Below are 17,542 nucleotides of genomic sequence, written 5' to 3'. Positions count from 1 at the left end.
TCCCTAACTCCCCATGACCAAACCCATCTTTGAACTCGTTGACGAACTCCCCGAACAGAATTTGACGATCCGCGCCCTCAAAACCCTAGATTTTGTCGTACCGGGAAAATGGAACAATTTAGTCGGGTTTAAAAACACGATCCGCACCGTAACGGGGGAAACCGATGAGGCGTTAATTAAAGCGATCGGCGATCGCGCCATCTGGCTCTTTAACGACAAATCCGAAGGCTATCAACGCGCCCTCTGGTTGTACCAAACCATCGACAGCACCGGCACAGCCTTGGGAACCGCCGCCCTCGCCAACAAAGTCGGGGAAAAAATCCCCCTTCTCGGCTTCATGAGCAAACTCACCCCCAAAGCCGACAAAGCCCAAACCATCGACCTCTGCTTAAAGCTCGTCGTGGAAGTCGTCGCCTTTTGCCAAATTAACGGCATTCCGGGGGATAGTATTGGCGATTTCGTTAAATCCCTCGCCAATTATGGGGGAGAATCCTTGATGCGCATGGCCGCCCTCGTCGCCTTTGATGCCCTCATCCCCCTTGGCCCCGACTTCATCAAAATCACCCAAGCCAAACTGAGCAGTCTTAGCCCCCAAGACCTAACCGATAATCCCGGTTTTAGCCAAATTAAAAGCATGATTCCTGGTGGCAATGCCGCTAGTCAGTTAAGCTTTATCGGTGAAAGTTTTGATAGTGTGAAGGGTTGGATGGGAGGATTGGTGCAAAAGCATGATCTCACCGTTGAAAAAGTGACGGGAAATCTGAGTAACTTCATTGATGCTTCCGATAGCAAACTGGATTACCTAGCCGCATTCCTCGATATGTCCACCAACTACTACGAACACACCGGCATCCAAACCCTAGCCCGCCGCCTGATCGAACGCGCTGCCGCTGAAGTCTAAGCACCCTTTTAATCTCATGCCATGGCTAGGCCCATGGCATGACCCCAACGCGGCTCCGCCGCCCGCAACCCCTAGGGGCGTTGGCGTAAGCCTGCCGGAGGCAAAAAAATCTTTCGCCCCACACCCACCCATTACGCAGGATTGAGCACCTTCTCCCGCAACAACATCGCCACCTCCATGATCACCGGCCCCCAATTCCCTAAATCCTGTTGACGAAACAGATTCATCGTCGGATACCAAGGACTATCGTGGCGATCCTCCAACCAGCGCCAATCTGCCCGCTGGGCCAACAGCACCCACACCGGCAACCCCAGCGCCCCCGCTAAATGGGCAATGCCGGTATCTACGGCAATGAGCAGATCTAATTGTTGTAACAGGTGGGCCGTATCGCCAAAATCATGAATGTGGGGGGCTAAATCCTCCACAACAATCCCTGGTGGGAGCGCGTTTAATTCGGCCCGGCGGTTCCCCGTCGCTTCATCCTTTTGCAAACTAAAAAACGTCACCCCTGGAATTTGGAGGATGGGCAACCAAGCCGCTAAGGGTGTGGAGCGGTGATGATCCTGCTTATGGGTGGGACTGCCCCCCCAGACAATGCCCACCTTTAACCCTGAACCCTGGAGCGTTAGAGGGGCTGTGCCGGTGGGGGTGAGGTAGGGAACTTCAGTGGGGAGGTTCTCCAGCGTAATGCCGAGACAGTGGGGGAGGCTCATCAGGGGAGCGTAGAGATCAAAGCTATCCGGTGCGAGGGGGCCAGGGGGCAACAGTTCAGCAATGCCGGGAATGTTGCGGAAGAGGGGCATGAGAGTGGGAAGGCAAACGAGGATGAGGCGATCGCACTTTTGGGCCGCTAAGGGGATAAACCGGCTAAATTGAATCGCATCGCCGGCCCCCTGTTCCGTATGCACTAACAGCGTTTTGCCTTGGATCGCTTCCCCCTGCCAACGGGGTTGAGGGCAATCAAAGGGGGTAAATTCTGCCGTTTGCCAACGCCATTCTGCTTCAGCCCAACCCTGTTGATATTCCCCCAACCGCAACAAAAGCATTCCTAAATTAAAGTGAGCGATCGCAAATTGGGGGTCAAGGGCGATCGCCCGCTCATAATCCCCTCGCGCATCCCGCCAATGGCCGCGACCTTGGGCAATAATCCCCAAATTGTTATACAAAGCGGGGTTATGAGGTTCGACGGCGAGGAGCGTTTTAAATTCCGTTTCCGCTTCGTCCCAACGTTCTTGCTCACGGTAAATTACCCCCAAGTTATAGCGGGCCAGTTGGAAATCGGGTTTAAGCTTGAGGCATTGTTGATAATGTTGAATCGCTGCGTCAAGCTGGCCACTGTTATAGCGATCATTTCCCGCCCGGAATTGAAATTGTGCTTCTTCATCGTGATCAAATTCCATCGGCCCTTGATAAACATCGGCTAAGGCTGCATCGGGTAAAACGTAGGAACTGCCGAGTAATTCTTCATTATCATTGAGCAACTCCGGAAAGCGAATCCCCGGCAACACCTGCACCGCAAAAATCTCCTGCACCGCCTCTTCAAACCGCAAAAAGCCGACAATTTGCCCCGTCGCTAAATGCACCACCCAAACCCCTGCATTGCGCTCCGTTTGTTGGGTAATGGGCAAACCATTAAACACGGCAGTTTCTCGCACTTGGGAAAGGCCAATAAAGGCGAAACCTTGATAGAAATCGAGGCCACGGGTAAAGCCGGGTAAATAGGTGATGGTTTCCACTTTGCCGCTCGCAGGATCTACGGTAGCGAGGGAACCTTTCCCCGATTCTAAAACCCAAAGCCGTTGATCATACCAGCGAGGAGAATGGGGCATGGATAGCCCTTGGGCCACAAATTGATTGGTTTGCACATCCATAAGAATGCCGCCGCTGGCTTTATGTTTGCGCCAACCGGCGGGGGTATCGGTGGCCCCCAAGGCGGTGATATAGCGGGGTTGATCGTTAACGACGGCTAACCCGTTGAGGTGACAGCGATCGCTCAAATCATAGGCAGAAACAAAGGGGGGCCGCCAACGGGGGACAAAGCTACAGGTGGGGTCTTCGAGGGTACAAAGGCAGGAAAAGCGGGTATTGACAAACCAAAGTTCTGATCCCGCATAGGCCATTTCATGAATATCAATATCGCCGGTAATATGGCTTTGGCGGGGTAAATAACAAGCATCATGTTTACCCGGCGGATCGAGTTTGGCGGCAACGGCGGGAACGTTACGCAGTTGCCAAATTTGCAACGTCGAGCCGATGGCCATTTTTTCATGATCCGCTGCTAGCCCCATGGCTTTAGGGAAAACGCGAAAATGGGTATTCACCACATCACCATCAGCCCGCACAAAAATCACTTTCCCGGCTTGGTACGTGGAGATCACCAAAGAAATCCCCAATTGATTGAGGATATCGGCAAAATTGGTCGTGTGGACGCTGCGAAGGGGGGCGTTGGGGTCTTGCATGGGTATGAAAAGCACTTTTTGAAACTATTTATTCTTTGTCCTACTCAAAACGAATTTCGAGGTTTTGAACAAATTCTTGTTCTTTACGCTTCAAATGCTCACCTCTTTTTTCAAGAAAATCATCAATTCTTCCGTTCTGATATAGTTCTACCATTTCTTCGGTTATAAAATGCTTTTGCAAAATTTTAATATCTGTTGATTTTATAAAGTTTTCCACTTTTTTATTTTTTGGCTTTTCTTCAAATTCAGAAGACAGTCTTAAAATAATATTGGCTGGAGCCTTATCTTTTTTGAACGCAACAAAAATCTCTTTAATACTTTCTTTTTCTTGAACTTCATAACCATCCATGATTGATTTTAAATAAAAGAGTTTCAATGCCTTTTGCCTAACTCCCTGATAGGTCAATTTATCTGGATATTTTGCTGTTGTAAATTCATTTTCATTTACCCTATAAATTCCATCATGGTGCTTTCCCGCTGCAAACTCACAAAATATTTGATAAGCGGTTCTCTGCTGGCTTAATGAGTACAAAGTAAAATAATTAGAATAAGTTGTGATCCAGAACCAATTCTTTAAGCTGGCATATTGTTCAGGTGTTGGATTTGGATTAACTCGAAAGTACTCAGAAATAAAGATCAATTGAGAAGGATAGGGTAGTAGTTGAGCGTCAATTACAAACAATTTTTTATACAAAAAATTGATCGATTTTTGGACATGAATATAGACATCTTGTGAAAAAGATCCCAAATTGAAGTCATTATTTCTTAAAGCCTCTATAGGAACATCAAAATAATTTTTTTTATTTAAGTGAACCATTCCATATGTATTAGAGATACAATTTAAAATAACACCTCTTTTAATATTTTCAAAATTATAAATATTGATTTCATTTAAAAATTCAGTAATTGAATCGCTTAATAAAAATCCTGTATCTGCATTATAGGTTAATGCGGATAGCATAAAATCCTCAGAAATTTCTGTCCCTGTCGAGTTAGTTCTCGAAAAAATTTCAACAGCACTTCTTATATCTCCTCCTTGTATTTCAACGTAGGGAATTCTATAATGAGTCAAAATAGACTGGAGATTTCTAGCATTCTCTATATACATATTTTTTTGTGTCTCTGGTATATCTTTTTCCTTGTCTAATTGCCTGAGTACGTCAAATAGTTGACGATTATCATAAATTTTAGACAGGGGAATTATCAAAAGATCATTATCTTTCTTGGTTTTAACAGAGCTAAATGTAGTGTTTTCTAAATCAAAATAAATTACAAATTTTTTGTAATCACTTTCTGGATCTGTTGAAAAATCTCTAGGATTCATCAAAACACCAAAAAGTGTAGATATCCGCTGAAATCCATCCAATACGTAGTTAATTTCACTAGATTTTTGATCAATCAGATAAGGACCAATAGTATTTTTTGTTTTATATCCTTGTGTTTTCCAAAACAACAAACTACCAATGGGATATCCTTTTAAGATACTATCAAATAACTCGATCATTTGGGAAGATTTCCAAATGAATTCTCTTTGAAAAACAGGTATTTTATATTTGCCTTTAGCAATGTCATTTAGCAAATCATTAAGAAATGTAGTATCTGGTTTTACGTTGATTTGATTGTTCATACTATTCTCGCTATTTTTAGTAGTATTTGCTCGATTTCAGAAATCCTCTCACCTGAAATTACGTCCTGAATTTTATGGTGTTCACATCTTTTTTCTAACTCCTCATAAGAGAAATGTTTTAAAAAAAAATCAGGAAACTGTTGCTTTATTTTACTTTTTCCAATTCCTACATTATGTTGATCATATTGTAAATAGTCTAATTCTGATGGACTTATATCTTTCAGTTGTTTCTTTTTTGTATCATCTACTGATGTTAAATTATAAAATAAAACATCCAATGGGACATAGTTTTCAATTTTTCTTTTGTAAAGCATATGCCAAATTATCAAATCAGATCCAGGGTCATATTCATAATCACTCGATTGAATAGTCTGATCGTTAATTTCTTTCTGCTTAAAATACTTTAATAGTGCAATGATATTGCTGGGAGAATTTTTTTGATCCCCAGGTTTATCACTGTCAAAAAGAGCCATTATTTTGTATTTATAAACATTTTTATACTTTTGACTATCTTTAATGCTATCTACTATTTTTGGAATTTCGCCAATTCCTCCAGAATGATGAGGAATCAACAACTCATTGGTGAGAGATTTGTTAATTAATTGGTAAACTGAGTTGCGCTTAAGCCTTCTTGCATTAGCATATTTTTCACAAATACACTTAATGAACTTCCAATCAGTAATTTCATTCTCCAACACAATTTGAGACTCATGTTTTATTATCCTATAGGCATCTTGTGGAGTGATTTCACCCAATTCATAATTCATTCCGATTGTCATAGAACTCAAATAATTTTTTAATAATCTTGTAATTTGTTGTCTGTAATTTTGAATATAATTTTTTAAAAGTTCTCTGTTACGTTTTGACATATATTCTTGTGCAATAGGGTGATCACTAAAAATATAATAATTTTCCTCATTAAAAAAAATCAAACTAATACTTTGCATGTCGATCAAATGTTTGTCGTCAAGTAGTAAGACGAGAATATCGGCCAAGCACTCCTGAATGGTACAGTCTTGCTCATCAAAAATAGTTAGACTAAACGATACAATCATTTTGCCTGTTCCTCTTTACGTCGAATAGCTTTCTGCATTTCTAAAATTTCTCTCATACTTTCATTAAAAACACCTTGAGGCCAATCATCTAGCACCCCTTGCTCATCTACTGTGATCTTACGTAATTCCTTGCCTTTGAATTCAGCATCCTCAATCCAGTAAATTACTAGATCGTCGGATGTAAAACCAAAGTCATTTTCAACAACTAGTTTACGAAGACGTAATAATACATTTTCCGAATGAGTTTCTATGATAAAAACTTGGTTATTTTTTTTTGCAGATTTAGCAAATAACTCAGCAATATCACCATGTGCTATGGGGTGTAAGTGAAGTTCTGGCTGTTCAACAACGATTAAGGAGTTTTCTTTATTATTAACATGAGCACGTACAACTAAAGGTAATACTTGATGCATACCTTGTCCAACATCTGTGATGTTAATATTGGCATTATTTTTGGACAACAAAATCTGAATCAACGGTTTTTTATGTTTGTCGTCAACTTGTAGCTCCCATCCATCAAAGGAATCCCGATACCATCCACCTACTTCTTTGTGCAGGCTAGTATCCTGTAGTTTACTAATCCCTAGCATAGCATAAGCATTTTTTCCTGTAACTCCTGTGTTTTTAAAATTAGTTTGTCCCGTTAAGTAAAAATATCGCTCTGGTAATATTCTAAATGGACCGATATAATCAACATCTATTTTAGGCAGATCGATTTCTTTCAATAAATCCCTTTGAGATTGTTTTTCGACGATTTTTATCGGAATAAATCCTTTGAATTTACATTCATATAAGTCCTGTAAGTCCTGAGTTTTTTGATCAATATAATTGGCTCCTTGAAGTTTAAGATCAATATCCACATCTGTTACTCCATTTTTATAACTCCAACTTAATATCTGTAAACCATACCTACTGTCTGCTTTGAGCAAATTTATTTCTAATTCAATATTATTCTCGAAAGACATTTTCAAATCCAGAGAAATCCCCGCAGGGTTGTTTTCAAAAAATAGGTTGTCAAAATCTTCTCCTAATTCAACTCCTTTGTTTTTTAGTAACAACGGTTCATCAATCTCTCCCGAAAGAGAATTTTCAAGAAGGGTAAACAATTTACAAATAGAACTCTTCCCTGAACTATTTTTTCCAATCAATAATGTAATTGGTTTTAGCTCAATTTTCTGCCTTTCCGAAAAGCTTTTATAATTTGCAAACTCAATGTATTTAAGGTTCATTTTTTTAGAGAAATTATGATGATATTGGGTAAGGAGACAATGTAATTATTTTAAAGTACTAATACAGTAAAGACTAACGTATAATGATAATTAGTTAGGTTTTTTGCTTTTTACCAAAGAGCTTAGTGTGTTCAACATAATGGGATAACATGCTCGCATGCATACTAATCAATTTGCTTGCACTTCCTACATCTATTTATATATCATGATGTCTATTATAAATCGTATTTGTTAGATTGTAAAGTTTAGCATAGTTGGTGTGGACGCTGCGAAGGGGGGCGTTGGGGTCTTGCATGGGAGGGAGTGGGTAGTAGGGGCGCAATGCTTGCGCCCTAGGTAACGTTTGTGCTTTGGGGACTGGGGCCTAGGTCATTGTCAATGTACCCCGATCGCCATCGACTTCTGCCATTGCCCCGACGGGTAGCGCACCGTTGCCCGGTTCATGGCCAAAGGGGAGATTCGCGACAATGGGAATGCCTAAATCGCTGAGGCGATCGCGCAACATTTCCCCCACTGACCATGTACCCGGATTCCCGACACAATCCGTAAACTGACCAAGGGCGATCGCCTTCACGCCCTTTAATGCCCCACTCATCCGCCATTGGGTAATCATCCGATCTAGGCGATAGGGGGCCTCGGTGACATCTTCCCAAGCGAGGATCACCCCCTCTAAGTTGGGTTGATGGGGTGTAAAGAGTAAATGGGTGGCTACGGTGAGATTCCCTGGCAACAGGATGCCCCGTGCAATACCGCCCCCCCAACCTTCCCCCGTTAACACCGGCAGGGGCCGCCCTTCCACCGCTGCGATGAGTCGATCTACCGCCCAATCGGGGGCAGTTCCCAAAGAGGTCAACACCGGCCCATGGAGGGAGCCGATCCCCCGCCGCGCCAAACTCCAGAGCAACGCCGTCACATCGGAAAAGCCAATCAGCCATTTTTCCCCCGCTGGCCATTGCCAATCCTCCAGCAATCGCGCCCCCCCATAGCCGCCCCGAACGCAGAGAATGCCGCGATAATCGGGGTTTTGCCAAGCTTGGGCGAGGGCCTGTCGCCGTTGGTCATCGGTTCCCGCGAGATAACTGTGCTGGGCATCCCAGGCCGGGATTAAATCGACGCTGTAGCCCTGCGCCCTCCACACCGCTAACCCCGCTTTGAGGCGATCGCGCTCCTTCAGTGCGCCACTGGGGGCAATGGCACAAAGGCGATCGCCCCGTACCAAGGGGGGTGGAAATCGAATCACAGAACTTTCGGGCATAGGTTTGTAGAATGGAGCTACGACTCACACCCCAGGGGGGTTATGCATAAGACTCTCATCACCACCTGCCTTTTGACAACGCTCACCGCTATCCCCATACAAGCGGAAAACATCAACCACACGCGGCAATTGCTTTCCACCAAAGCCTGCGCCCAATGTGACTTAAGCCGGGCCGGGTTGGTGATGGCGGATCTTCAGGGGGCGGATCTGCGGGAGGCAGATCTGCGCTTTGCGAACTTGAGCCAAGCGAACCTAGCGGGGGCTGATTTAACGGGGGCTGATTTAACGGGGGCATCCCTCAACAGTGCCAATTTAATGGGGGCAACGCTGTTGGGGGCGAATCTGTTGGGGACAGATTTGCGCCAATCCTATTTAGTCAATGCCAATCTTTGGGGGACTCGTTTAGATCAGGCTTGGATTGAAGGAGCCATCGGCCTGCCCGCTTCGTTGCAAACCCCGGAACAGTTCTATGCGTTGGGGGTGGTGGCGGCCAATAAACGCAACTATGTGGAGGCGATCGCCCAATATAACCAAGCCCTAACGCTGCAAAATGATTTTGCCCCGGCCTATCTCGGTCGTGCTTTGGTGCGTTTACGCCTCACCGATGAAGCGGGGGCGGTGCAGGATGCGCAAATTGCGGCAGCCCTCTTTAAACAGCAGGAAAACCCAGAGGGGGAAGCGGTGGCCGTGGGCCTGATTGAAGAGGTCAAAAAACGCCAAGGTTCTGGCGGCGGCAATGGCCTGGGGATTCAACTGCTTCAGCTATTGGGAAGCGTCACCTCTTTATTCCGCTTTTTGTTTTGAGGGGGGGGATCTCGTTTTTCCCTGGATGGACTTGGGGGCGAAAAATTTTTCGCCCCTACGATGGGGAGGGCGAAAGGTTTTTCGCCCCTACTTCCCACTCCCGCAAAAATAGTAGACTAAGAACATTTAGGCATCCATAAACCCATGACTGCACCCCTCTTTCACCTGGCCATTCCGATCAATGATATTGCCAAAGCCAAAGAATTTTATGTTGAGGGGCTTGGTTGTACCGTCGGGCGAGAATCCCCCCAAGCAATGATTTTGAACTTTTGGGATCATCAAGTCGTGGCCCATGTTGCCCACGAACCCCTCACCCCCCAACGGGGCATTTATCCCCGCCATTTTGGCTTAATTTTTCCCGTTGAAGCGGATTGGGAGGCCATTTTAAGCCGCGCTCAAAGCCATGATCTCCAGTTTCGGGAACCAGAAAAACGCCGCTTTCCCGGTCAACTCACCGAGCATCGCACCTTCTTTTTAGAAGATCCCTTTTATAACCTCTTGGAATTTAAATATTACTGTCACGCCGAGGCAATTTTTAGCCCCCAAGCCGGGGCCGCTGTGGGCGATCGCTAACCTGGTGGAAATCCTGATCTGAACTGTATTCAGTAGGGGCGAAAGGTTTCATTTTTTCGCCCCCATGCCGATTAATGCCAAAACCGGATTTTTGAGGGGGCGATCGCCCCTCTATCCCCTAAGGTGTCCAGACTTGGAAGGCGATATGCACCACTTCACCCCCCTTTAATTCAAGGGTGAGATTGGCTCCTGCCCCACTGTGATCGGTGTCTTCAAAGACCAACCACTGATCATTTTCTTCCGTGATATTGTTCTGGCTCACTTGGCCCCTTGAGAGAATCCAGCCGAGATCCTTAGCAGCCTGTACCGTCATCGGTTGATCGGGGCGAAATACGGCCCCAGCCCCTTCCGTGCCATAGGCCACCATTTCCAGCACGCCATCAACAAATTGATATTCCCGCTTATAGTTGCAAACACTGGCCACGACGACCTGAGCGGGATAGATTTTGCAAGCTTCCCCCCACCAAGGGATTTCTTCAAAGAGGGCTGGGGAAAGAGATTGATTTTGATAACGGTTGGAAGGAGAAAGGGTGATGCCATCAGCTAACAAGCGGGGGCTATCGTCGGGGGTAGCCGCGACGGTTGTAGTCAGGGAATTGGCCGGCGAGGGATTGGCCGCTGTGGGGGCAGGGGTAGCCGGTTGAGCCGGGGAAGCCACTTCTTCACCTGTACCCGGAGCAATGGAGAGGGAGGGCGTTTCCCCTAAATCTACCTTAACGGTACAAGCCCCCAAGATCAGCAAATGCAGTAACCCCCAAGGGATAACCCGCAACAGTGGCACGGTGTTAACAATACTCTGCAATAAAACCATTGGTGTTTGTTGAGTAACAATCAAGGCGATCGCTCTACGACTGCATGGCTAACTGGAGGCGATCGCCCCCCTGTGATAACAGATTTTTCCATCCATTGCCCAGTCTCACCGTGCTAAATCGCCAGCCGTTGATAGATTTCATCTAAATAACGGAGATGATGCTGGGGATCAAAACAATCGGCGATCTCCTCGATATTCAGGAGTTGACCAATTTCTTGGTTCGCCTCCACTTGGGCGCGGAAATCGCCCCCCGGCACATTCCATTCACTATGGGCGCAACCCTGAACCAAGCGATAGGCCTCCTCTCGACTCATCCCTTTTTCCACCAGGGCTAAAAGGACGCGCTGACTGAAAATTACGCCGCCGTAAACATTCATATTCCGCTGCATATTTTCCGGGTAAACTAACAGCTTTTGAATCAAATGCGTCGTTTCATTGAGCATGAAATGGGTAAGGATGCAGCTATCGGGCATCACGACCCGCTCCACAGAACTGTGGGAAATATCCCGCTCATGCCAGAGGGCGACATTTTCTAACCCCGCCATCGCATTCCCCCGGACAATGCGGGCCATGCCGGTGAGCCTTTCCGAGCGGATCGGGTTGCGTTTGTGGGGCATGGCAGAGGAGCCTTTTTGTCCTTTGGAGAAAAATTCCTCCACCTCTAAAACATCGGTGCGTTGGAGGTTGCGAATTTCCACAGCAAACCGTTCGAGGGAGGCAGCCAAGAGGGCCAATTGTTGGAGAAATTGGGCGTGGCGATCGCGGGAAATCACCTGTGTAGAAGCAGTATCGGGGGTTAACCCTAATTTTTGACAGGCCAATGCCTCCACCTGGGGATCAAGGTTGGCATAGGTTCCCACTGCCCCGGAAATTTTCCCCACGGCGATTTCTTCCCGCAAATGGACGAGGCGATCGCGCCCCCGCAACACTTCGGCCAACCAACCCGCTAACTTAAACCCAAAGGTAATCGGCTCCGCATGAATCCCATGGGAACGACCCACCATCACCGTATAGCGGTGCTGTTGGGCTTGGTAACGGATTGCCTGGCTCAGTTCCTCCACTTTTTCAAGGATCAGATCCAAACTAGCCACCATCTGCAACGCCAAGCCCGTATCCAACACATCAGAACTGGTCATGCCGAGGTGAATGTAGCGGCCCGCATCCCCGACATATTCATTAACATTCGTCAGGAAGGCGATCACATCATGGCGAACTTCTGCTTCAATGTCCAAAATCCGGGCTGGATCAAAGTTGGCTTTGGCTTTGATCTCCTCCACTGCCTCAACGGGGATATAGCCCAGTTCCGCCTGGGCTTCACAGACTGCAATTTCCACCTGTAACCAGGTTTTAAACTTATAGGCATCTGTCCACAATTGCCCCATCTCCGGCAGGGTGTAGCGTTCAATCACAGTCTGTTATCCATTCCAAGCAATACAGCTTGAATATTGTACTACAGCTTTCCCCCCTAACGGTCAGTGAACGAAAGTCTACACGACGAGCGTTTTGTTTGTAGTTTAATCCTCTCAATCCCCAATTGGGCATAGGGGCGAAAAATTTTTCGCCCCTACATAGAGCCTTACCTCGCAACAACTTTTTCTAAGAACTCTAGGGTTAATTTTCCAAAAGCCTTAGACCCGGCGGTATTGGGGGTATTGAGCACCACTGGGGTAAAGCTATCCACTGCCTTCGCCACATTGACATCCAGGGGGATTGTCGTTTGAAACAGTTGCCCTGGGTTGAAATCCTGCTTAATGCGCTGCATCACTTGGTTATAGTAGCGATTGTTTAAAAAGCCCCCCGATTGAATAAACACAATGCCTAAAAGTTTTAGGGCCAGTTCCGGCTGATATTGCGCTTGGAGCTTATCAATGCGCTGCTGAAGCAATTGAATCCCCACCAAAGAAAGGGGTTCCGGTCGAGCCGGGAGTAGATAAAAATCACTGGCAACAATGGCGCTCCGAGTCAGTAGGTTATACCCCGGCGCACAGTCAATTAAAATATAATCATAATTGCCCCGAATCGGTTCTAAAATTGAGGAAATTAAATCCTGTTCAAACCCCTGCCAAGTGGTGGAAAATTTTTGATTTTGTTCGGGTTCTAGGGATTTTTTATACAGAGCCTCTGTAACGGTATATTCATCGTATAGCTCAATATCTCCCGTTAATAAATCTAAGCCCGGTAAATCACAAACGCCGGGTAAAATCATATCTATTGTTGACAATTTTCGGGCAATGTAGGGCCGCACGACTTTATCAATTAAATAACTAATGGTACGTCGTCCCCGTCGCAAGCGGCCAAATTCTTGGGGGGAGATCACGCTTAATGTGCCGCTAATTTGTGAATCGAGATCAACGATTAAGACTCGTTGGTGATGATCCCGCACTAAGCAAGCGGCGAGGTTAACGGTGAGTGTAGTTTTACCTACCCCCCCTTTCATATTAATGGTGCTGAGTACAACGGTCATGGTTTATCCTTATCGGGAGTTATCGGGTACGTCATTAAGATGACGATTTGCTCAGGAATTATCCCTGGGGTTGTTCCCCTGGCCAATGCACTGAATTTTTTCGACGTTTAAAAAAAATTCCGGACTTCCCGCCGGCTGACTCGAAAACCACAATAAACCTTAACCTCTGTTTCAAAGGGTGGGTTTTTGAGGATCAGCCATCGCTCCATCTGGTTTGGGTTTAGCGGTGGTGGTGGGGGTGATGGGGCGATCCGCATTAGCGTACCTATCGCTCTCCTACTTTTGATTGTTCATTGACAATACATCCTATGGAATTACCAACGACGGGCCAAACGGGGAGTCTGACCACCTCCATCTCTAGCCAAATTGAAACACAATTAACCCAAGGCCAGATCTATCAAGGGGCATTGACGGCTTTACAACATTTGACCGGGGAGCGGCCAGAGGTGATCCATGCACTCCTGCGGGCATTAAACCATGAAGCGGTGCAAACAACGTTAACCTATTTGGCGAACCAACCGGCCCCTACGCCGCCGCCGCCGCGTCCTCAACTGCCCCCCATCGAGCCGGAGCCGGTGGATCCGATCCGCCAGGAATATGAGCAGATTGGCCGACAGATTAAGCGGGTGCGCCAAGCCCGCCGCATCACTCAAGGGGAACTAGCCCGCCGCACGCTGATTCCGGTGGTGCATATTAAGGCATTGGAAGCGGGAGAAATTGAGGTTTTGCCAGAAGAGATTTATCTTCAAGGGTTTATTCGACGCATTGGTCAAGCCCTAGAATTGCTTGAATTAGCCCAACGCCCAGGTAAAACGCTCCCTGATAACGTCATGCCTTCCTGGTATAATCCGCTGCTTCACGATCGCTGTCGTCACGCCCTCCATGAGCCAACGCCCTTCGCGGTTTATGCGGGGTACACGGTGGCGATCGCCGGCATGATTGGCGGCTACGGTTGGGTAGCAGCGGGGCTAAATGCCAATGCCATTGAATCCTTATTGCCTTGGCATTCCCCCGCGCCCAGTGAAATCCAAGCCCCCCATCAACAATTTACCCCTAGCCCACAACCGCAGATCGTTCCCCCAGATAGTATCATTGCCCCCTTTGAATGATGGGTGGGCGTAGGGGCGAAAAATTTTTCGCCCTTCTTTCCGGTGTCGTTCCCATTGAAACCAACGCGGCACAATCGGGCGGGGGGGCAGTGGTGACGGTAATGTTGTTGTGACCCGCCAAGGTGAGGAGTTGGATGATGGTGATCTCGGCGCGATCGCCCGCTTGGGTGAGAATCCCCTGCTCACAGGCCGCCGTGGTGATCTGCTGGAGGGTTTCCCGTTGGGCAAGGGTTTGCAATTGGGGGGCAGCATCAGGGCCAAGGCCGAGAAAGCCGCGATTATAGTCGTAGACTTGCGATCGCTCCACATCAATTTTGCGATCCAAAATTTGCACCGCTGGGAGATGAATCGTAATCCCCGCCTCGGAAACTTGAATATCACGCTCCGTTAATTGGCTTAAATCAATCCCCGCCTTCACTTCCCCATGGGCAATGTACAGCAGTTTCGTCGTCCCGATGGTGATACCGGCCCATTGACGAGATTGCGCCGTAGGGACAACGGTTTCTAGGGTGTAAATGGCCGTCGTCAGTTCGCTGGCTTCGCGGATTTGGGTGAGGATTAAACTACCCACATCAACCCTAGGCGGCGGAGTTTGTAGCCCTAAACCCTGAAGCAATTGGCCCGCCCAATGGTTGCCAAACCGGAGCGTCAGCGTTAAGCCCAAGGTGAGGGCGATCGCCCCCCCTGCGGTGCAGGAGAGCCAAGGGGATAACTTGGGGAACTGGGGGATAGATCGCATTGGGGGAAGGAGTGGGAAGTGGGAAGTAGGAAGTGGGGAAGAATGCTAGACCTCCCTCTCTTCTCACTACTCTATCCTCTTTCCTCTCGATGACAGTAATCGGGCTACCGAAACCGCTAAAGTAGGAGTAGTGAGCGATGGAAGCATAAGGCGCGTGAGACTGATTATTTTAGGAGGGCCCGGTTCCGGCAAAGGGACACAGTTGGCCGTGATCCAAAAACCATTGGGAATTGTGGGGATTTCCGTCGGGGATATTTTACGAGAGGCGATCACCAATGACACCTTTCTCGGCACAAAAGCCAAGCCCTACGTCGAAAAAGGCGAACTCGTTCCCGATGATTTCATGGTGCAGTTGATTCGCCTGGGATTATTGCAACCCCATTTAGATTCTGGTTGGATCCTCGAAGGCTACCCCCGCACCACCGTCCAAGCCGAAGAATTAGATTTTGTCCTTGATGATTTTCATCATCGCGTAGACTATGCCCTTTATCTAGATGTGAGCGAAGCGGTGATGCTGGAGCGATCCTTGGGGCGATCGCGTCCTGATGACACCCCCGAAATCCTCCACCGTCGCCTCAAACATTTCCGCGAACAAATCCCCCCCATCCTCGAATATTACGGCTCACGGGGGAAACTTTTACCTTTAGATGGAACCGCAGCCCCAGAGGTGATTACGCAGCAAATTTTGCATCATTTGGGGGGGGAGTAGGAAGGGAGAAGTTGCGACAATTGATCTGCTCGTTTCTCTCTCCTTTTTCCTCTCTCCTTTGAACAAAATTAGCGACGCACTCCCCCACCTCGCACCCTCCCAGGTGGGGGTCAAGGAGCGGAGATTGTGGTATAATCCCCATATCTTAACTGGCACGGTAATGGGCGGGCATAGAACCCGAACTCCCCAGAGACACGATTGGTTGAGAAAGGTAAAACGACCTATAAGTCCTCTGTAGTCGGTTAATCAACGTCAGACTCAGGGCAAAGCTATTCGTCAGTCCTAAGCGGAAACGACTTAGGGGTGTATGCGGGCAAAAGTTCCTGCAACACGGTGAGAATGCCACCTGTCACGAGGGATAAATCCTTGTAGACACCCCCACCTCGCGGAACGCAGGTGGCGGAGCATTCATTTTGTAGGGGCGAAAAATTTTTCGCCCCCCATCAACCCCCAACATTCCCCATTCCCCTAAATTCCTCCCACAAAGCAACCCGGACTCAACAAATTTTGTGGGTCAAACTGGGCTTTGACCGCCCGCATTAACCCCACCGCATTGCCCGGATAGCCCCAAGGCTCAAACTGAGCTTTGATTTCAGGGGGGGCGGTGAGGAGAGTGAGGAAACCTTGATTTTGTTCGCAGCGGCGGCGGAAACGGCGCAATTCATCCAAACGCGGGGAACGGGTGTAGCAGAATTGCCCAAGGCCACTTTGGCGATGGCCTAGGGCGACGATGCCCGGCGGAACGGTGGTGAGAATTTCCCCCAAAGCAGCCGGTGACACGCCAAAACGACCCATCATTGCCCCATCCCCTGGCCGCAACTGATCCCCCACCCTGGCCCAGAGGTGATTACCGGGAGAAGTCACCTTTAAACCGGCCTGTTGGGCGATCGCCCCCCCTTGATCCTGCTGCATCTTCACCGTGGCAGGCATCCCCGCAAACTCAAGGATCATCCCCAACTCTCCCCCCAAATCCCACTGCCTTAACAGTTCGCGATTGCAAAGATCCCACCGTACCGGAGCGATTTTGAGGAGCGGTCCAGAGGCGGCGGTAATGGCTGCTAAGGAACCTGTATAAATCTGCGTTGTCCCCATGGCCGGCCGGGGGTAGGTGCGGAACGTCAATTCTGTAATCGTCGCCAATGTCCCAAAGGAACCCGTGAGCAACTTCATCAAATCATAACCGGCCACATTCTTCACCACCCGCCCGCCGGCCTTCGCCGCCGTTCCATCCGCCCGCACAAACCCAATCCCTAACAGCAAATCTCGCACCCCCCCATAACGCTGCCGCCAACTACCTGCGTCCCCTGTGGCCACAATCCCCCCCAAGGTGGCGGTTTGGGGATAACTGGGATCAAGGGGAAGAAATTGATCACTAGCGGCCAGGTGGCTTTGAACGGTGGCTAAGGTGGCTCCGGCGGCCACCGTAATCGTTAAATCCCCAACGGCATGATCAATGATCCCATTGAGGGCAGCCATACTCACCAAATAATTCAAGGGCGCACCCTCTCTCCCCCAAGGGAGTTTTGTCCCTGCTCCACAGGGGCGATAGGTTTGGCCGTGGGTGTAGCAATGGCGGGCGATCGCCCCTAATTCCTCAACCGTTTGGGGAAACAATAACTGTTCTGGGCTAAGGTGAAGTTGAGCGAGGCGATCGCGCCATCGGGGAGTAAGGGAGTCCGGCGTAGCGGTGAGAACATCAGGCAGAGGGGGCATAGAGTAGAAAGTAAGAAGTAGGCAGTGGGGAGAGTGGGGAACGGGGAATGGGCGGTAGGGATTAAGCAGTAGACAGATGATCCTAGCTAGATTC

Annotated in this window: 15 protein-coding genes; 5 read left to right on the top strand and 10 right to left on the bottom strand. The window is 48.1% G+C overall.

What is annotated here, in order from left to right:
- The first annotated feature begins 13 nt into the window (after positions 1 to 13).
- Positions 14 to 901 (top strand): hypothetical protein, encoded by an 888-nt coding sequence (locus VB712_RS04630; RefSeq protein ID WP_323252611.1) that lies wholly within the window; start codon positions 14 to 16, stop codon positions 899 to 901.
- Positions 902 to 1,032: 131 nt separating this feature from the next.
- On the opposite strand, the gene VB712_RS04625 is transcribed toward VB712_RS04630, so the two are convergent.
- From VB712_RS04625 to VB712_RS04605, 5 genes are all read right to left on the bottom strand, one after another.
- Positions 1,033 to 3,360 (bottom strand): TIGR03032 family protein, encoded by a 2,328-nt coding sequence (locus tag VB712_RS04625; RefSeq protein ID WP_323252609.1) that lies wholly within the window; start codon positions 3,358 to 3,360, stop codon positions 1,033 to 1,035.
- Between the two features lie 40 nt (positions 3,361 to 3,400).
- Positions 3,401 to 4,987, bottom strand: a complete 1,587-nt coding sequence (locus tag VB712_RS04620; protein WP_323252608.1) for a DUF262 domain-containing protein — start codon at positions 4,985 to 4,987, stop codon at positions 3,401 to 3,403.
- Positions 4,984 to 6,042 (bottom strand): hypothetical protein, encoded by a 1,059-nt coding sequence (locus tag VB712_RS04615; protein WP_323252606.1) that lies wholly within the window; start codon positions 6,040 to 6,042, stop codon positions 4,984 to 4,986. The genes VB712_RS04620 and VB712_RS04615 overlap by 4 nt, the downstream gene beginning before the upstream one ends.
- Positions 6,039 to 7,271 carry a DUF3696 domain-containing protein gene (locus VB712_RS04610; RefSeq protein ID WP_323252604.1) on the bottom strand — a complete coding sequence of 411 codons (1,233 nt, stop codon included), beginning with the start codon at positions 7,269 to 7,271 and terminating at the stop codon, positions 6,039 to 6,041. Before VB712_RS04610 ends, VB712_RS04615 begins: the two co-directional genes overlap by 4 nt.
- Positions 7,272 to 7,635: 364 nt before the next feature.
- Positions 7,636 to 8,526 (bottom strand): LD-carboxypeptidase, encoded by an 891-nt coding sequence (locus VB712_RS04605; protein ID WP_323252602.1) that lies wholly within the window; start codon positions 8,524 to 8,526, stop codon positions 7,636 to 7,638.
- 42 nt (positions 8,527 to 8,568) lie between these two features.
- Between VB712_RS04605 and VB712_RS04600 the strand changes: the two genes are divergently transcribed.
- Together VB712_RS04600 and VB712_RS04595 are read left to right on the top strand one after the other, a co-directional pair.
- The gene (locus tag VB712_RS04600; RefSeq protein WP_323252600.1) at positions 8,569 to 9,330 is read left to right on the top strand and encodes a pentapeptide repeat-containing protein; all 762 of its coding nucleotides are present in this window, start codon (positions 8,569 to 8,571) and stop codon (positions 9,328 to 9,330) included.
- A gap of 144 nt (positions 9,331 to 9,474) precedes the next feature.
- Entirely contained in the window at positions 9,475 to 9,903 is a 429-nt protein-coding gene (locus tag VB712_RS04595; RefSeq protein ID WP_323252598.1) for a VOC family protein, read from the top strand.
- Between the two features lie 118 nt (positions 9,904 to 10,021).
- Here VB712_RS04595 and VB712_RS04590 read toward each other — a convergent pair whose 3' ends face one another.
- The 3 genes from VB712_RS04590 to VB712_RS04580 all read right to left on the bottom strand — a co-directional run bounded on the left by VB712_RS04590 (position 10,022) and on the right by VB712_RS04580 (position 13,178).
- Entirely contained in the window at positions 10,022 to 10,714 is a 693-nt protein-coding gene (locus VB712_RS04590; protein WP_323252596.1) for a hypothetical protein, read from the bottom strand.
- 113 nt (positions 10,715 to 10,827) lie between these two features.
- On the bottom strand, positions 10,828 to 12,123 hold the full coding sequence (gene purB / locus VB712_RS04585) for an adenylosuccinate lyase (protein ID WP_323252595.1): 1,296 nt from the start codon (positions 12,121 to 12,123) through the stop codon (positions 10,828 to 10,830).
- Between the two features lie 167 nt (positions 12,124 to 12,290).
- Entirely contained in the window at positions 12,291 to 13,178 is an 888-nt protein-coding gene (locus tag VB712_RS04580) for a ParA family protein (protein ID WP_323252593.1), read from the bottom strand.
- A 308-nt stretch (positions 13,179 to 13,486) separates the two neighbouring features.
- On the opposite strand from VB712_RS04580, the gene VB712_RS04575 reads away from it, so the two are divergent.
- Positions 13,487 to 14,287, top strand: a complete 801-nt coding sequence (locus tag VB712_RS04575; RefSeq protein WP_323252591.1) for a helix-turn-helix domain-containing protein — start codon at positions 13,487 to 13,489, stop codon at positions 14,285 to 14,287.
- Here the strand turns inward: VB712_RS04575 and VB712_RS04570 are convergent.
- Positions 14,268 to 15,026 (bottom strand): DUF4230 domain-containing protein, encoded by a 759-nt coding sequence (locus tag VB712_RS04570; protein ID WP_323252589.1) that lies wholly within the window; start codon positions 15,024 to 15,026, stop codon positions 14,268 to 14,270. The genes VB712_RS04575 and VB712_RS04570 overlap by 20 nt on opposite strands.
- 154 nt (positions 15,027 to 15,180) lie before the next feature.
- On the opposite strand from VB712_RS04570, the gene VB712_RS04565 reads away from it, so the two are divergent.
- Positions 15,181 to 15,735, top strand: coding sequence for a nucleoside monophosphate kinase (locus VB712_RS04565; RefSeq protein WP_323252587.1), 555 nt, complete (start codon positions 15,181 to 15,183; stop codon positions 15,733 to 15,735).
- Positions 15,736 to 16,203: 468 nt separating this feature from the next.
- Here VB712_RS04565 and VB712_RS04560 read toward each other — a convergent pair whose 3' ends face one another.
- A complete protein-coding gene (locus VB712_RS04560; RefSeq protein WP_323252585.1) occupies positions 16,204 to 17,448 on the bottom strand; it encodes an FAD-binding oxidoreductase in 1,245 nt (414 codons plus the stop codon).
- Positions 17,449 to 17,542: the final 94 nt, after the last annotated feature.

The sequence above is a fragment of the Spirulina sp. CCNP1310 genome (assembly GCF_034932185.1).
Lineage (GTDB): Bacteria > Cyanobacteriota > Cyanobacteriia > Cyanobacteriales > Spirulinaceae > Spirulina.
Note: the sequence above shows the minus strand (reverse complement) of the source record. Positions and strands in the feature narration are given on the sequence as shown.

Excerpts from the sequence above, each read along its gene's own strand:
- VB712_RS04630 (WP_323252611.1), top strand. The coding sequence starts at position 14 with ATGACCAAACCCATCTTTGAACTCGTTGACGAACTCCCCGAACAGAAT.
- VB712_RS04625 (WP_323252609.1), bottom strand. The coding sequence starts at position 3,360 with ATGCAAGACCCCAACGCCCCCCTTCGCAGCGTCCACACGACCAATTTT.
- VB712_RS04620 (WP_323252608.1), bottom strand. The coding sequence starts at position 4,987 with ATGAACAATCAAATCAACGTAAAACCAGATACTACATTTCTTAATGAT.
- VB712_RS04615 (WP_323252606.1), bottom strand. The coding sequence starts at position 6,042 with ATGATTGTATCGTTTAGTCTAACTATTTTTGATGAGCAAGACTGTACC.
- VB712_RS04610 (WP_323252604.1), bottom strand. The coding sequence starts at position 7,271 with ATGAACCTTAAATACATTGAGTTTGCAAATTATAAAAGCTTTTCGGAA.
- VB712_RS04605 (WP_323252602.1), bottom strand. The coding sequence starts at position 8,526 with ATGCCCGAAAGTTCTGTGATTCGATTTCCACCCCCCTTGGTACGGGGC.
- VB712_RS04600 (WP_323252600.1), top strand. The coding sequence starts at position 8,569 with ATGCATAAGACTCTCATCACCACCTGCCTTTTGACAACGCTCACCGCT.
- VB712_RS04595 (WP_323252598.1), top strand. The coding sequence starts at position 9,475 with ATGACTGCACCCCTCTTTCACCTGGCCATTCCGATCAATGATATTGCC.
- VB712_RS04590 (WP_323252596.1), bottom strand. The coding sequence starts at position 10,714 with ATGGTTTTATTGCAGAGTATTGTTAACACCGTGCCACTGTTGCGGGTT.
- VB712_RS04580 (WP_323252593.1), bottom strand. The coding sequence starts at position 13,178 with ATGACCGTTGTACTCAGCACCATTAATATGAAAGGGGGGGTAGGTAAA.
- VB712_RS04575 (WP_323252591.1), top strand. The coding sequence starts at position 13,487 with ATGGAATTACCAACGACGGGCCAAACGGGGAGTCTGACCACCTCCATC.
- VB712_RS04570 (WP_323252589.1), bottom strand. The coding sequence starts at position 15,026 with ATGCGATCTATCCCCCAGTTCCCCAAGTTATCCCCTTGGCTCTCCTGC.
- VB712_RS04560 (WP_323252585.1), bottom strand. The coding sequence starts at position 17,448 with ATGCCCCCTCTGCCTGATGTTCTCACCGCTACGCCGGACTCCCTTACT.